The organism is Rheinheimera sp. D18 (assembly GCF_004345025.1).
In the GTDB taxonomy this organism is placed as follows: Bacteria; Pseudomonadota; Gammaproteobacteria; order Enterobacterales; family Alteromonadaceae; genus Alishewanella; species Alishewanella metallidurans.
In genome coordinates this window covers 463,462-478,398 of record NZ_CP037745.1, presented here as the reverse complement: position 1 = coordinate 478,398, position 14,937 = coordinate 463,462, and the positions used below count along the sequence as shown (strand labels likewise).

The following is a 14,937-nucleotide window of genomic DNA, read 5'->3' as shown; positions in this document are numbered from 1 at the left end:
AAAATTAGCCTATTTTGCACTTTCGTAGCGACATCAACGGATTAAGAGCCATAGCGGTTATTGCTGTGCTACTTTTTCATTTTCAGCCAACTTGGCTACCCGGTGGCTTTGCTGGTGTTGATGTATTTTTTGTTATTTCTGGTTATTTAATGACAGCCATTATCTTTAATGGCTTGCAGCAACAAAAATTCTCGTTAATTGGCTTCTATGTTGCTCGCGCAAACCGAATTATCCCAGCGCTAGCGGCGTTATGCAGTGTATTACTGCTATTGGGTTATCTTTATTTGACGCCGATTGAGTTTCGTACTTTAGGCAAGCACGTTGCCAGCAGTATTGGCTTTATTTCAAATATCACTTACTGGCTAGAATCTGGTTACTTTGCTTCCGCATCAAAAGAAAAATGGTTATTGCATACTTGGTCATTATCGGTTGAATGGCAGTTTTATCTTATTTATCCGTTAGTGCTTAGCCTATTGGCCTACGTTTTTTCACTAAAAATACTGAAACGTTTAGTTATCGCCGCTACCTTACTTGGTTTAGCTTATAGCATTATTACCACGCGTTTATGGCCTGAAGCTGCCTATTTCCTCTTCCCCGCCCGCGCTTGGGAAATGCTAATTGGTGGCGTCGCGTTTCTATATCCATTTACACTTAAAGCTCAACATAAATTGCCGGTAGAATGGCTAGGCTTATTACTGATATTAAGCAGCTACCTACTATTTTCAGAACACAACCCTTGGCCGGGTTACTTAGCCTTAGCTCCTGTTGTTGGTACATTTCTCGTTATTCAGGCCCAGCGCGAAAACAGCGTTGTAACTAACAATATCGTATTGCAAAAAATTGGCTCTAGTTCTTATTCTATTTATCTCTGGCATTGGCCGTTAGTGGTGCTGGGGTATTTGTTTTTGCCGCATTACTGGTTCGCTATTGGCGTGCCGTTATCCTTTATTTTTGGTTGGCTTAGTTATCAATATATTGAATCGTTTCGCTTTAAAAAATTAGTCCGGGTTTTTGACCTCTACAAGGCAGTACCGCTGTACTTTGCGGTTTCAGTTGCACTATTAGGTGCGGTAGTTTTTGTTACTAATGGGAAAAACTATTGGTTACAACGGCAAAGCGATATTATTAAACAGACCTATCAGGTTATCAGCCAAAATGTGGCGGCACAAAAGCAACAAGCCATAGAAGAAGACGGCTTACAACAGTTAACGGCCTGCCGTTTTAATATTGATAAACTCACCGCCCCTTATCGCGCTAAGCTTAAACAGTGCTTTAACCAGTATGGTAAAGGCATACTTATTATTGGCGATAGCCATGCCATTGACCTATTTAGCACTGTAACGACAAAGTTTAATGATGCTTTTATTGTTGGTATTACCAGTGTTGGTTGCCGCCCACATAAGTACGACCCAAACTGCCAATATAACGATGTAAAGCGCTTGATTACTGAGCAACCCTTATTCAAACACATTATTTTTGAACAGGGTGGTTTTTACTTACTGCGCGATAAACAAGGCGATAGTGGCAGTAGAGCAATGTTTAGCCGTTTAGCCTTGTCAGAACCGGTTACGGGCATTAGTGTTAACACCGATAACGTAGATAAGGTGATGCAGTATCTTACTGAGCTTAGTAACTTTACCCCTGTTACCTGGTTTGGTAGTCGACTTGAACCGCATATCAGCACGCGGCAAATTCTACAACGGGGCTGTAACTACGCCTTCACGTTACGAGACGGCCAACAACAACCGTTTGATGAACTAGATCAGTATATTAGCCGCCATCTGCCAGCCGATAAAAAGCTACGCTTTATTTCCCAAAATGCCTTAATGCAATTTGATTTCTCGCGAGATTTACTGTCATGCCAGGAAAAATTTTGGGATGATGGCGATCACTTTTCTCAGCTTGGCAAAGTGCGTTTTAGTCAAAGGCTACCCAATGAATTACTTCGCTTTGCTAACTGAATAAAGGTTTGAATATGCCGGTTACTTCGCTCCTGTTTGCGATAACCGATATAAATATGCTTATAAATACCGCTACGACCTAGGCGAATAATATGTAGCGGCAGTGTTTTCGCATAGTCCAACGCTAGCCATTTAGGTAAGCTTGCTACACCACGATTCGCTGCCACCATCTGTAAAATAATATCGGTAGACTCCAGCGTTTTATGCTGTTTTGGCATACATTGCGCTGGTAATAAAAACTGCTGAAAAATATCTAGGCGCGCGGTTTCAACCGGATAAGTTAGCAAGGTTTGATCACAAAGCTGTTGCGGCGTAATGTGTTGCTGTTGTTTTAGTGCAGCGAGCTTGTTGTCTACGCTAACCACTAATACCTGCTCATACGGAAACACCGGTTCAAACACAATACTATCTTTATTTATTGGATCAGGTGTGATCAGTAAATCAATCTCGTAATTAAACAGTGCCGCCATACCACCAAACTGAAATTTCTGTTTTACATCAATATCTACCCCTGGCGATTGGGCTAAAAATGGCTGCACAACCTTTAACAACCACTGATAACAGGGGTGGCATTCCATGCCAATACGTAAACTGCCGGTTTCATGGTTAGCAAACTGTTTTAATGTATCGTCCATCCGCTCAAACTGCGGTAATAATCTATTGGCCTGCTCTAACAAATATTGCCCTGCTTCAGTTAGCCTAATACTGCGGCCATCTTTCAGCCATAGGCTCACATTAATCTGCCGTTCTAGTTTTTTTATGGTATGGCTAAGCGCCGACTGCGTTAGGTGCAATCTATTCGCCGCTGCCGTTAATGAACCATTGCGAGATATTTCGCGCAGTACACTTAAGTGAATTTTTTCAATCATGTTGTTCTCGCGCCTGCCACTGATGAGCCATATTCATTTATCTATGAAAACATACCATTTCAAGTCATACATATTACACGATAAGATTTAGACGTCTAGATGGTTAAATTGAATTATAAATAGGATGTGACTATGGCTACTGCACACGACGTTTCGTTACAACGAGTAAAATTACATAACTTAGGCTTTCCGCGTATTGGCAATAAGCGCGAATTAAAATTTGCGTTAGAAAGCTTTTGGAAAAACGACAGCACAGCAACCGAGTTGCTGGCTACCGCGGGGCAAATCCGCAGTAAAAACTGGACGTTACAACAAAGCTTAGATCTTGTACCTGTTGGTGATTTCTCACTATACGACCAGGTGCTCGATATGAGCTTCACCTTAGGCAATCTCCCTAAGCGGGTAGCGCATTTAAACGATAGCGAGCTGGACAATTATTTTCGTATTGCGCGCGGCCGCTCGGCTAACGATAGCCCATGCCAGTGCATACACGCTGGCGAAATGACTAAATGGTTTGATACGAACTACCATTACATTGTGCCTGAAGTAACAACCGATACCGTATTTACGCTTAATAGTGCGCGTATTTTGGCGCAAGTAGCTGAAGCAAAAACCCAAGGCGTTAAGTTTAAGCCGGTACTTATTGGTCCAGTCACTTACTTGTGGCTAAGCAAAGAGAAAGACGGCTCTAACAAACTCGACCTGTTAGATAAACTACTACCAGTTTACCAACAGTTGTTAATCGAGCTAGCCGAAGCCGGTGCCGACTGGGTGCAACTTGACGAACCCGCGTTAGTAACCGAGTTGGATCAGGCATGGCAAGAGGCGGTAACTCAGGCTTATCAGGCGTTAAAATTTAGCCCTGTTAAACTATTACTCGCCACCTACTTTGGTACCCTGGGCGATAATTTAACGTTAACATTAAACCTACCCGTTGCCGGCATTCACTTTGATGCAGTGCGCGGTAAAGCCGAACTTGAGCAAGTTGTGGCAAGCTTACCCAGCGATAAGGTGCTGTCACTGGGTGTTATTGACGGCCGGAATATCTGGAAAACCGACTTAAACATCACACTAGCTTACCTGCAACCTATAGCCGCTAAACTGGCTGAGCGCTTATGGTTAGCGCCTTCGTGCTCGCTATTACATGTGCCGGTAAACTTGGATAATGAAACAAAACTTGATACCGATATTCTTAGCTGGCTGGCTTTTGCTGAGCAAAAACTAATCGAATTAACTGTACTAGGTAAAGCCCTAAACGACGGGCCAAATGCGGTAGGCCGTGAACTAGCCGATAACCTTGCTGCGATTAACAGCCGCCATACATCGCCTCGCGTGCATAACCCGGCAGTAAAAGCGGCAGTAAGTAACATTAGCGCACAGCTAGGCAAACGCCAAAGTAGTTATAGCGTGCGCGCAGCGAAACAAGCTAAGCATTTGCCATTGCCACTGTATCCCACCACCACGATTGGCTCATTTCCGCAAACTAAAGAAATTCGCCAAGCAAGGCTTGCCTTTAAAAAGCACAGCATTAGTGCCAGCGAATATGAAGTAAAAATGAAAGCCGAAATTGAATACGCGGTACGCGAACAAGAAAAGCTGGGGCTAGATGTATTGGTGCACGGCGAAGCTGAACGTAACGACATGGTCGAATATTTTGGCGAACAGCTGCAAGGTTATGCTTTTAGCCAGTTTGGCTGGGTGCAGTCTTATGGCTCGCGCTGTGTAAAACCACCCATTTTATTCGGTGATATTAGCCGGCCGCAGCCCATGACAGTGGCCTGGACTAAATACGCCCAGTCACTAACCGACAAACCGATGAAAGGCATGTTAACCGGCCCGGTGACTATTTTAAATTGGTCTTTTGTGCGTGACGATCAAAGCCGCCGCGATAGCTGCTTGCAACTTGCGTTAGCAGTGCGCCAAGAAGTACAAGATTTAGAAGCAGCCGGTGTTAACGTAATTCAAATTGACGAAGCAGCGCTGCGCGAAGGCTTACCGCTGCGCCGAGCACAATGGCAGAGCTATTTAGACTGGGCGGTAGAAGCCTTTCGTATTAGCGCTAACGGCGTAAAAGACGAAACGCAAATTCACACTCATATGTGTTATTCAGAATTTAATGACATTATTGCTGCCATTGCCCACATGGACGCCGATGTTATCACTATAGAAACCTCACGCTCTGATATGGAATTACTCGATGTATTTGAACAGTTTGCCTACCCGAACCAGATAGGGCCAGGCGTGTACGATATTCACTCGCCAAATATTCCTGCAGCTGAACAGGTTACTAAGCTAATGCAAAAAGCCGCCGAGCGTATTCCAGCGCAACGCTTGTGGGTAAACCCAGACTGCGGCCTAAAAACTCGGCAATGGGATGAGGTAATACCTGCTCTACAAAACATGGTCGACGCAGCTAAAGCCCTGCGCGCTGCAGCCGCAGAACAAGTAGCCTAAAACGAGTTACGTCGCCAAGAGCCAATTAGAAATTGGCTCTTGTTAAACCGTAAAATATTTTATTTAGCTTAAATGCTGCTGGAAAAAGGCCAATGTACGCTGCCAAGCTAAGTCGGCCATTTCTTTATTATAACGCGCAGTAGAGTCATTATGAAACCCATGGTGAGACGCCGGGTAAATTTCAATTTTGTAATTCAACTTATGCTGCTTAAATAACACTTCTGCAGCAGGCCATTGCTGGTTTACCCGCTCATCAAGTTCAGCCAACTGTATTAACATTGGCGCTTTAATATCCACAATGCTATCGGCCGCCGGTGGTGCGCCATAAAAAGGCACGGCAGCGTTTACTGCTTCGGGCAATTCAGCGGCTAAACGGCCGGTCATAGAGCCGCCAAAACAAAAACCAACGACGCCAAGCTTGCCATTACCACCATCTAACTGTTTCAGCCAGGTTGCGGCAGCTTTTAAATCGGCAACAATTTTTTCTGGCTGCAGGCTACTTTGCATAGTACGGCCTTCATCATCGTTGCCCGGATAACCGCCCAGCGGCCATAAGGCATCCGGTGCAAAGGCAATAAAGCCGGCTTTAGCTAAGCGGCGAGCAACATCTTCTATATAAGGATTTAAACCGCGGTTTTCATGGATCACTAATACCGTTGATGTCGCAGCAGTTAGATGTTTTGGCTTAACTAAATATCCTCGTCCTTCGCCATATCCCTGCGGAGAAGTAAATTTCTGATAGCTAGCAGTAATATCATCATCGTTAAACGATACCTGCTGCGCTAACGCATAGTTGGGCAACATGCTATTAATAAAGGTAGCCGCCAATGCCGCATTAACGGCTAAACCTGCCATAGCACTAAAGAAATCGCGCCGACTTAGCATGCCGTGAGCGTATTTATCGTATAACTTATAAGCTTGAGCTGGTAACTGTGGTTTTTGCTCTGATTCTGGCTTAAATTCTGTTTTAAGTAGCTGACGCACTGTATTTTTCATCGATGTTGCTCCGTGTTCTGTTCATTTAGCACTACGGTTCATTTTGAAAAATCGATCCGTGTTTAGTTATTCAACGTGTCACTTTCAATACGGCCATCAACTAGGTTAATGGTACGCTCGCAAGATGCTGATAAGCGTGGATCGTGTGTTACCAACAACACCGCACAGCCGCGCTCACGATTAACCTTACGAAATAAGTCGAACACGTCTGCCGCTGTACGCGTATCTAAATTACCCGTGGGTTCATCGGCTAATAGCAACGCAGGCTCGGTGATCAGTGCCCGAGCAATAGCCACGCGTTGTTGTTGCCCTCCCGATAGCTGATTAGGCTTACTATTGGCAAACGTTGCTAAACCCACTGCAGCTAATAACTCATGCGCTTGCTGCAGTGCCAACTTATCAGGTTTACCTCGGGTAAGCATTAACGGCATCAGCACATTCTCTAGCGCTGTAAAAGCTTGAATAAGATGATGAAACTGAAACACAAAGCCAATACTGCTTCCACGTAGCGCTGTACGTGTGGCATCATCCATGCCGCTGGTAGCTTGGCCTAGTAGATACAGCTCGCCGCTTGTGGGCTTATCTAGCAAGCCGAGAATATTTAGCAGCGTACTCTTACCAGACCCTGACGGGCCAACTAAGGCCGCAAAGTCATTACGGCCAATATTAAAATTAATACCATGCAGCACTTCAATTTCGTTCGGCTGACCAAGGTTATAAGACTTGCGTAAGTTGTCGAGGCGCAGCACCTCGCGCGTATTATCAGACATAACGGATCGCTACTACCGGGTCTAGCGCTGCCGCACGGCGCGATGGCACAGCCGCGGCCAACACTCCGGTTAGCGTCGCTAATAACATGGTAACTAAAATGAGTGTGCTAGATACCGGAATATAAAATAAACCAGGGCCAAAGCGATTAAACACCCACACTAGCGCATAGCTAACGCCGGTGCCAATCAGCGAGCCTAACAAGCCAAACACCGCGCCTTGAATTAAAAATATGCGTAAAATTTGCTGTCGTGTGGCACCTGTTGCTCGCAAAATACCAATTTCACGCGTGCGTTGCACTACGCTAACTGACAACACGCTAGCAATACCAAAGGCCACAGAAATAGCAACAAACACAATAATCATATTGGTCGACAGGCTTTGCGCGGTAAGCGCATTCATAAGTTGCGCGTTAGTTTTTATCCAGCTTTCGGCTTGTAACGAGGTTAAACGCCCAACTTGGCCGGCTATGGTTTCGGCGGCAAAGATATCAGCAACCCTAAGATCGATTACCGTAACCCCGCCAGGCAAACCCAGTAGCGACTGCGCCTGCTTTAAATCTAAATACACATAACGCGCATCTAGCTCGCGCACACCCAATTCAAAAATACCGGCAATATTAACCACCGCACTATTTTGCTGCCCAGTATCTAAGCGTAGCTTACTGCCCACTTGCACACCCAGATCTTTGGCTAATTGACTACCAATAAGCGCATCGCCCGCCCCTACTCGTAGTTGGCCACCAATCAGATAGTTTTTTAATGGAATAATTTTTTGGTAACGCGCAAGATCTATCCCGACCAAAGCGACAGAGCCAACGGCCTCACCACGCCGAGCAAAGGCAGGGCCAGATACCACCGGTGACACAGCGGTAAGTAGCGGTAATTGGTCTAAGCTAGCACTAATTTGCTGCCAGTTATTAATTGAACGCAAACGCTGGGCACGTTTATCTTCTTGTATTAATTGCAAGGTACCCTTTGCTGTGGGCAGCACAATGTTTACTTCATCGGGCGAAATTAAACGAATATGTGCTTGCGTGCCAAGGGTGCGTTCAATAATGTTCGACTGTAACCCCTGAATTAACGCGGTAACAAACACAATTACTGCCACGCCAACGGCCACACCAACACTAATCATTACCGATTGCGCTCGCCCCTCACGCAAAAAGCCGAGTGCAATTGTCCACTCTATCCATAGCCGTGCAAAAAAGCGCGTCAATTAAGCTTTACCGGTAGTTCGTTGCGGGTATTTGCACTATTAGTACCGCTATTGGGTAGCATGTTTTGCTCAACAAAACGCACCCGCGTACCCTCTTCTAATGTAGAAGCGGCATCGGCAAGCACCTGATCACCGGCGTGTAAACCCGTTAGCACTTCGGTTCTAACTAAACCCCGTAAGCCTAAGCCCACGGTTTGTCGTTGTATTTTGCCACTGCGCACTAGCAACACCTGCGCATGGTCGGCCTGCACTGCACTTAGCGCATCATTGGCAATGGTTAATGCCTGCTCGCGTCGCCCGGTTTCAATATTCACAGATACTGTCATATCTTGGCGTAAAAACGCTGGCTCTGGCACCACACTTAAGCGCACATCTACCGTACCGCGCTGCGGGTCGATACTGGGCGCAATAAAGTTAACGTGTGCGGCAAACGGCTGATTAGGGTAGGCATCAGCAATAGCAAAAGCCGGTTGCTGCAAGGCTAGTCGCGATAAATTACGCTCATCTAAGGGTACTAAAATTTCAGTATGGCCAGCTAATGCAATAGTAAACAGCACCTTGCCTGGCTGTACTAAGTCGCCAGGCTCGGCATTACGTGTTAGCACGGTGCCAGCTACCTGGCTGCGCACTATCGTTTTGGCTAGCTGCGCTTGCAGCGCGGCAAGACGCTGTTGCGCCTGCTGCTCTTCAACACCATTGCCGGCTAACGCGGCTGCGTTTAGCCGTGCCGTTTCATAAGCATTACTCGCTAAACGCTGCGCTTGCTCTGCTTGCTCTAGTGCTTCTGCTGGTAATAATGCGCGTTGAGTCAGATCGCGCCGCCGCGCTAATTCGCGATTAGCCTGAGCTAACTGGGTTTCAGCATTATTCATGGCTACTGCTGCTTGGGGCCGTGTGCTTGTCGTCAATTCCATTAGTGCAGCTTCAGCCTGTCGCACTTGCGCAGCAATATCGTCAGCGCGTAACACTAATAGCACATCACCTGGGGCAACCTGGTCACCCTCTTTTACATGGCGTTCTAGCACAACACCGGTAATTTCACTGCCTACTTGCGCCCGCGACACGGTAACTACCCGCCCGGTTGCTACCACGGTTTGTACCAGCGGCGTTGACGCAACAACATAGCCAGCAAGCTTAGGCCCCTGCCACCAACGCAGCACAGCAAAGCCCACGGTAAAGAGCAACAGCGAGATAATAATTAACGGCTTATAACGGCTAGCGTGCAATCGATCTCTCCAATATGGTTTAGATTAGAAGAATAGCATGTACGAGGTACGATTTCGCAATGTGCTAGGCGGTTTGTATTATGGGCTAATAAACACATGTTTAAACGAGAATATTATTGTTAGATTATAAATCGGCTAATAATCTAAAAATTTAATTAACCAGCCACTCAGTCAGCACATACGAAATTTTTTAAATGCCTTGCTGATGACACGCGATTAAACAAAATATTACCTTAACTAATATAGATATTGCCTCTTTTGAAGTACCTAGCATCGTTAACATGACAATGGCATCTACGCCAGATAGTCTGATTTATGTAGACACATCTCATAGAATAGTAATCTTTAAAATCACACCTACTTAATTCGATTTTCAAATATCAGAATAAATCTAGGTATTACATAAAGAATAAATAGTGCCAACAAAGTACTGAGAATAGCTGTTGCCTCACGACCTAATCCAGCTGCCATGCCGATTGCTGCAGTTAACCAGATCCCAGCTGCGGTAGTTAATCCTTTGACATCCTCGCCCCCAGCACTTTTAATGATTGTCCCCGCACCAAGAAAACCAACACCTGTGATTAAACCTTGTAATACTCGCATTAGGTCAGCATCCGACACGCCCGCTTGTTGTGGAATGAGCACAAAAAGCGCAGCGCCAAGCGCAACGAGCATATGCGTTCTCAACCCTGCCGATTTACCTTTTTGCTCTCGCTCAAACCCAAGTAGGCCGCCAAGTATCGCCGCCAACAACAATCTGACGGTTATCCTTGTTACACCCGCTATATCCGGCAGATCAGAAAATTCATCTCTAATAGTGTTTACTATCTCATCTAGCCAAACTTCCATAGTTACCTCTTATGTTTTCGTACTGTTGTCAAATGTATACTTGGAAACGTTACGATGATGCGAGTCGGCGTGTCTGACTGAGACTGAATTCACTAATGTTTTTTTGTATCGCCCGCAACTTTATCCATTATGGCAAAGAGTACGCCAGACACTACAAACGCCATATGAATGATGACTTTCCACTTTAAACTATTCTCATTTGCATCACTCATATCGGCAGATATATCCATAAATGACTTTAAAAGATCAATAGCAGAAATGGCAACGATAGCGCCAATAACTTTTAATTTTAAGCCAGAAAAATCAACTTTACCCATCCAATCTGGACGGTCTTTGTGATCACCAATATCGATTTTTGATATAAATATTTCATACCCACTGAATATAATCATTAGTAACAAACTGGCTACCAAAGACATATCAACTAACGCCAGCATACCAACGATAACGTCTGCTTCAGTCGCGCTAAAAACTCCCGTGATCAAATGCCATAACTCTTGAGCAAATTTAATAAATAATATAAATACACTAAGAATTAAACCGACATAAAACGGCGCTAATATCCAGCGACTTCTAAAAATAGTCGTTTCCAAACTTTGTTCAATTTTTTCTAACATACAGCTCTCATACTTTTAAGAAGGAGTAAATTATATATGAGTCTGTTACATTTCGGAAACAGTAGTTGCTTATCGCCGTTACCATTTCATGATCCGGCTCATGTATTATTGCTGCATTACACTGTGTTAGGTAAAGACGGCACTAAATACGATCAAAAAGCGAATAGAAATGGTATTGAAGCAGTTAATGCGAATACTACGATGCCGCAAGAGTTAGGATATTCAGCAACGCCAACCAGTTTTTATAATGATGAAAATGGAGAAATAATGATAACGGTTAACATTGGCTCTTTGGCTTTACCGGTGTCGCCATTACTGGTGTTAATTAGTGTCATTATTGGTTTTACCGTCAGCTCATTAGCCGCAAAAAAGGGCGACACAGAAAAGAAAGAAAAGGCGTCAAACGCGTTAATGCTGATTTTGTTGGCCGGGTTAGTGATAGGTAGATTGGTGTTTGTGCTGCGCTTTGCTGATAGTTACGACAGCGTTTGGCAGATGTTTGATATACGAGATCGTGGTATCGATTATACGGCTGCCTTATTTAGCTTTGTCGTGGTGTTGTTTTTACAGTTACGCCAACGACACTTACGTAAGGCCTTGCTGTCTGGTGTATTAACAATGGCAGGTTTATATGTGGTTTTTAGCTTAGTAATTAGCGCAGGGCGCGAGCAATTGGTGTTACCGCACAGCAGCTTTATGCAGCTAGACGGTCAAACTGTAACGCTGCCAGAAATTAGTCAACAACAGCCAACGGTGGTTAATTTATGGGCTACTTGGTGCCCGCCTTGTCGGCGTGAAATGCCAGTGTTACAGCAGGCGGAACAACGCCATAACGATGTGAAATTTATTCTGCTTAATCAGCAAGAACCCAGTCATACCGTTGAGCATTTTTTACAGCAGAAAGGCTTGAGCTTTAAGCATGTGCTGTTAGATAGTAAAGGTGATATGGCAACCAGTATGGGCGCGTTTGGTTTACCCGTTACCTTGTATTTTGATGCTAACGGTCAATTGGTACATAGCCATATGGGCGAGCTATCGGCAGCCAGTTTACAGCAAAGTATTGAGCAGTATTTTTGATTGGTTAATAACTTGGGTTGCGCAACCAGTTAGTGCATAGCAACGGCTTTAGCTAGTGCATATAACTGCTTATTAGCCGCAGCATCTCCTGCGTTTATGTTACGAAGAAATTATACTTTTGGCGTCAGTTATTTTTCGCGTGTACTGCCAAACAGCAGAATATTGAATATATGGTGCCTAGGGTCGGACTCGAACCGACACGGAGTTTCCCCCGGCGGATTTTGAACGCTCATTGCGCTTTGCATACTACTGTTTTTTATGATTTTGCTATAAACTTTGCAAAAACTTCGCATGAGAACGTTATGGCAAAGCAAACTGAGCGTCACCAAATTAGTGACGATGCACACATCTTCAAGCAGTCAAATAGCAAGTGGTGGTATGCGCGTTTTCAGGTTGAGGGCAAGTGGTACTCTCGTGCAACCAAACAACTAGACAAGCTTAAAGCAATCGATATCGCTTACAGGATGATGGTCGAGTATCAGATACGCCATCAAACAGGCACATTGATTAGCTCAAAACAATTCAAAGATGTTGCGGAAAAGGCTATTCAGACTATGGAGGCCGAACTTTACCGTGGCACAGGCAAGGTTATTTATAAAGACTACATACTTGTTCTGCGTAAATACCACATTCCATTTTTCGACCGTACGCCGATAACCAGCATCGACAGCGATATACTGCGAGAATTTGATAAGTGGCGTATCGAGAAAATTGGTCGTGAACCAGCTAAGTCAACCATCCTAAATCACAACGCAGCGATGCAAATGGTGTTTAAAGAAGCGGTCGAGAATAAGTGGATGCTTCACAATCAAATTCCGGGGCTGTCAGTCAAAGGGACAAATACAGTAAGACGAGCTTCACTAACACCTGCCGACTTTGAGCAAGTGATGGATCACCTCTATGAACTGGAAACAAACGGTCGGAAAGAGATCACTCGACAAATCCGCGAACTTACTCAGGACTACGCAGAATTTGTTATTTATACGGGCATGCGCCCAGGAACTGAAGTAGACAATCTGACATGGAGCGACCTGCACATTGAACGCCATGGTGATAAGGCTACTTTTTTTATCAGTATCCGCAAAGGTAAAACGACGATTCACACAGGAACAAGGGAAGTTGTTTGCAAACGCGCTATTCAAAATACCATTTTAAGGTTAACTGAACGCTTTCCAAATCGTAAGCCACAAGACGCAATCTTCTGTTTGCCCGACGGCTCTGTTACCAATGAGATTGGCCGCACCTTCAATAATGCACTTAAAGATCTTGGATTAGACAAATCACCATACGGTAAACGAACACTATATTCACTACGCCACTCATTTATCACTTGGGAGCTAATTGCACAAAGCGTAACGATAGACGTACTAGCCCGCCAGTGTGGCACCAGTATCGAAATGATTGAAAAACACTACAGCCATGTAATACCACGCATGTTTAGCCAGCAGTTGTCAGGAGTGGATATGCCCAAAAAAGAAGAAATTGAACAAAAATGGAAAAATGGGGAAAAGCTGAGCCGCTTGTGGGAAAAACGATTTACTCTCTGGGAAAAGAACTACAAGAGCCGAGGTAGTATTTAGCTCATTAACCGCAAATATAAGATCGTTAAGGGATGGTGTTATAAAAAAATATTGATAGAACAAATAAATTTATTGCACAAAAAAAGCTTGCCATACTGTACACCTTTTAAACACATATGTTAACCAGTTAGTAATTACTAACCGACCCAAATAACTGTTTAAAAATACAGTTTCCCACCTTGCAATATCTACATAGCCGCACTATCTTGATATGACACCACTATATGTTGTGTTGGTGAGAGTTGATGTGATCTCTAACCGAGTGCGAATCGGTCAGAGATCTTAGTATCAACCAGAGCGGTTGCTACCCCTTTAGCAGGATCTGAATTGTAGCAGCCAGACATTAACTTTCAAGCCAGGAGTTTTTAGCATGGCTAAGACGCAAAGCGGCAAGAAGAAAGTTCACGTTCCACCGTATACCAAGAAAGATGGTACGAAGGTCCCTGAACACTACAGATCTACACCCAATTGATCTATGTCGAAAGCCCCTTAATTACTGGGGCTTTAACTTACTACAATTTAGGAGCCGTTTATGGCTAGATACATCGTCAATAAAAACGCTCAACCAACAGGCGAGCATGAAGTTCACAATGCAAATACATGTCAGTATTTACCTAATGCGGAAAATCAGATTTCCCTTGGTGAGCATGACACCTGCCAATCAGCTGTAAAGGAAGCATATCGCCAGTATCCAAATAATAAATTTGACGGCTGCTACTACTGCAGCCCAAATTGCCATACCAAATAAATAATGTGGACACGGATGTCCCATATTTTACGGTGAAGCAGCTTGTACCTTAAAGTAAGTGAGCGCAGTCAAATCTGACAGTCGACACTTTACCCAGGCTGTGTATAAGCTCATATTTTCCGCTCTTTCAGTAGTTCGCTAGCATGCAAAGCGTTTTCCTGCCCGTACCCGCGTAAAGCAGAAGACAAAATTTTCCTGCTACCAAATGGTAAAGAAGCTAAAGTAATAGGCCGCACTTTTACGTGGCATTGAAAGATCTTGGGCTAGACAATTCACCTCATGGCAAAAGAACACTTTACTCTTTACGCCACTCGTTTATAACATGGGAACTTATTGCCCAAAAAGTGACTATTGATGTGCTAGCTCGTCAGTGTGGTACGAGTATAGAGATGATAGAGCGCCACTATAGCCATGTGATCCCACGCATGTTCAGCCAACAGCTGTCAGGTGTCAAATTGCCCGATAAGAAAGAAATTGAAAAGAAGTGGGAACGCGAGGAGTTGGCGGCAAAGCTTTGGGAGCGTAGATATATAGCTTGGGAAGGCAGCTACAAACGAAGAGGCTGTATATAGGG

The 14,937-nt window shown here is 44.5% G+C and carries 13 protein-coding genes; 6 read left to right on the top strand and 7 right to left on the bottom strand.

The features are described 5' to 3' along the window. Nucleotides 1-14: 14 nt before the first annotated feature. The gene (locus E0Z06_RS02310) at nucleotides 15-1,961 is read left to right on the top strand and encodes an acyltransferase (protein ID WP_132581514.1); all 1,947 of its coding nucleotides are present in this window, start codon (nucleotides 15-17) and stop codon (nucleotides 1,959-1,961) included. Here the strand turns inward: E0Z06_RS02310 and E0Z06_RS02305 are convergent. Further along, the gene (locus tag E0Z06_RS02305) at nucleotides 1,922-2,830 is read right to left on the bottom strand and encodes a LysR family transcriptional regulator (RefSeq protein ID WP_132581512.1); all 909 of its coding nucleotides are present in this window, start codon (nucleotides 2,828-2,830) and stop codon (nucleotides 1,922-1,924) included. The genes E0Z06_RS02310 and E0Z06_RS02305 overlap by 40 nt on opposite strands. A gap of 132 nt (nucleotides 2,831-2,962) precedes the next feature. Here E0Z06_RS02305 and metE point away from each other — a divergent pair, with 132 nt between their 5' ends. Further along, nucleotides 2,963-5,284 carry a 5-methyltetrahydropteroyltriglutamate--homocysteine S-methyltransferase gene (metE, locus tag E0Z06_RS02300; protein WP_132581510.1) on the top strand — a complete coding sequence of 774 codons (2,322 nt, stop codon included), beginning with the start codon at nucleotides 2,963-2,965 and terminating at the stop codon, nucleotides 5,282-5,284. 63 nt (nucleotides 5,285-5,347) lie between these two features. Here metE and E0Z06_RS02295 read toward each other — a convergent pair whose 3' ends face one another. From E0Z06_RS02295 to E0Z06_RS02270, 6 genes are all read right to left on the bottom strand, one after another. Then, nucleotides 5,348-6,280: a dienelactone hydrolase family protein gene (locus E0Z06_RS02295; RefSeq protein ID WP_132581508.1), complete on the bottom strand. Its 933-nt coding sequence runs from the start codon at nucleotides 6,278-6,280 to the stop codon at nucleotides 5,348-5,350. A gap of 62 nt (nucleotides 6,281-6,342) precedes the next feature. Beyond that, entirely contained in the window at nucleotides 6,343-7,050 is a 708-nt protein-coding gene (locus E0Z06_RS02290; RefSeq protein ID WP_132581506.1) for an ABC transporter ATP-binding protein, read from the bottom strand. After that, nucleotides 7,043-8,266 carry an FtsX-like permease family protein gene (locus E0Z06_RS02285; protein ID WP_207903128.1) on the bottom strand — a complete coding sequence of 408 codons (1,224 nt, stop codon included), beginning with the start codon at nucleotides 8,264-8,266 and terminating at the stop codon, nucleotides 7,043-7,045. Before E0Z06_RS02285 ends, E0Z06_RS02290 begins: the two co-directional genes overlap by 8 nt. Beyond that, nucleotides 8,263-9,492, bottom strand: a complete 1,230-nt coding sequence (locus E0Z06_RS02280; RefSeq protein WP_132581504.1) for an efflux RND transporter periplasmic adaptor subunit — start codon at nucleotides 9,490-9,492, stop codon at nucleotides 8,263-8,265. The genes E0Z06_RS02285 and E0Z06_RS02280 overlap by 4 nt, the downstream gene beginning before the upstream one ends. Nucleotides 9,493-9,849: 357 nt before the next feature. Continuing rightward, nucleotides 9,850-10,341 carry an MgtC/SapB family protein gene (locus tag E0Z06_RS02275; RefSeq protein WP_132581502.1) on the bottom strand — a complete coding sequence of 164 codons (492 nt, stop codon included), beginning with the start codon at nucleotides 10,339-10,341 and terminating at the stop codon, nucleotides 9,850-9,852. Between the two features lie 92 nt (nucleotides 10,342-10,433). After that, nucleotides 10,434-10,958 (bottom strand): TIGR00645 family protein, encoded by a 525-nt coding sequence (locus E0Z06_RS02270; RefSeq protein ID WP_132581500.1) that lies wholly within the window; start codon nucleotides 10,956-10,958, stop codon nucleotides 10,434-10,436. A gap of 36 nt (nucleotides 10,959-10,994) precedes the next feature. Between E0Z06_RS02270 and E0Z06_RS02265 the strand changes: the two genes are divergently transcribed. The 4 genes from E0Z06_RS02265 to E0Z06_RS02250 all read left to right on the top strand — a co-directional run bounded on the left by E0Z06_RS02265 (nucleotide 10,995) and on the right by E0Z06_RS02250 (nucleotide 14,935). After that, on the top strand, nucleotides 10,995-12,035 hold the full coding sequence (locus E0Z06_RS02265) for a TlpA disulfide reductase family protein (RefSeq protein WP_243695542.1): 1,041 nt from the start codon (nucleotides 10,995-10,997) through the stop codon (nucleotides 12,033-12,035). Between the two features lie 302 nt (nucleotides 12,036-12,337). Continuing rightward, nucleotides 12,338-13,615 carry a tyrosine-type recombinase/integrase gene (locus E0Z06_RS02260; protein WP_132581498.1) on the top strand — a complete coding sequence of 426 codons (1,278 nt, stop codon included), beginning with the start codon at nucleotides 12,338-12,340 and terminating at the stop codon, nucleotides 13,613-13,615. 532 nt (nucleotides 13,616-14,147) lie between these two features. Further along, on the top strand, nucleotides 14,148-14,363 hold the full coding sequence (locus E0Z06_RS02255) for a hypothetical protein (RefSeq protein ID WP_132581496.1): 216 nt from the start codon (nucleotides 14,148-14,150) through the stop codon (nucleotides 14,361-14,363). 242 nt (nucleotides 14,364-14,605) lie between these two features. Beyond that, entirely contained in the window at nucleotides 14,606-14,935 is a 330-nt protein-coding gene (locus tag E0Z06_RS02250; protein WP_207903127.1) for a hypothetical protein, read from the top strand. Nucleotides 14,936-14,937: the final 2 nt, after the last annotated feature.

Bases quoted from the DNA above. Each gene is read 5' to 3' on its own strand.
- E0Z06_RS02305 (WP_132581512.1), bottom strand. From the start codon at position 2,830: ATGATTGAAAAAATTCACTTAAGTGTACTGCGCGAAATATCTCGCAAT.
- metE (WP_132581510.1), top strand. From the start codon at position 2,963: ATGGCTACTGCACACGACGTTTCGTTACAACGAGTAAAATTACATAAC.
- E0Z06_RS02255 (WP_132581496.1), top strand. From the start codon at position 14,148: ATGGCTAGATACATCGTCAATAAAAACGCTCAACCAACAGGCGAGCAT.
- E0Z06_RS02260 (WP_132581498.1), top strand. From the start codon at position 12,338: ATGGCAAAGCAAACTGAGCGTCACCAAATTAGTGACGATGCACACATC.
- E0Z06_RS02295 (WP_132581508.1), bottom strand. From the start codon at position 6,280: ATGAAAAATACAGTGCGTCAGCTACTTAAAACAGAATTTAAGCCAGAA.
- E0Z06_RS02265 (WP_243695542.1), top strand. From the start codon at position 10,995: ATGAGTCTGTTACATTTCGGAAACAGTAGTTGCTTATCGCCGTTACCA.
- E0Z06_RS02270 (WP_132581500.1), bottom strand. From the start codon at position 10,958: ATGTTAGAAAAAATTGAACAAAGTTTGGAAACGACTATTTTTAGAAGT.
- E0Z06_RS02290 (WP_132581506.1), bottom strand. From the start codon at position 7,050: ATGTCTGATAATACGCGCGAGGTGCTGCGCCTCGACAACTTACGCAAG.
- E0Z06_RS02275 (WP_132581502.1), bottom strand. From the start codon at position 10,341: ATGGAAGTTTGGCTAGATGAGATAGTAAACACTATTAGAGATGAATTT.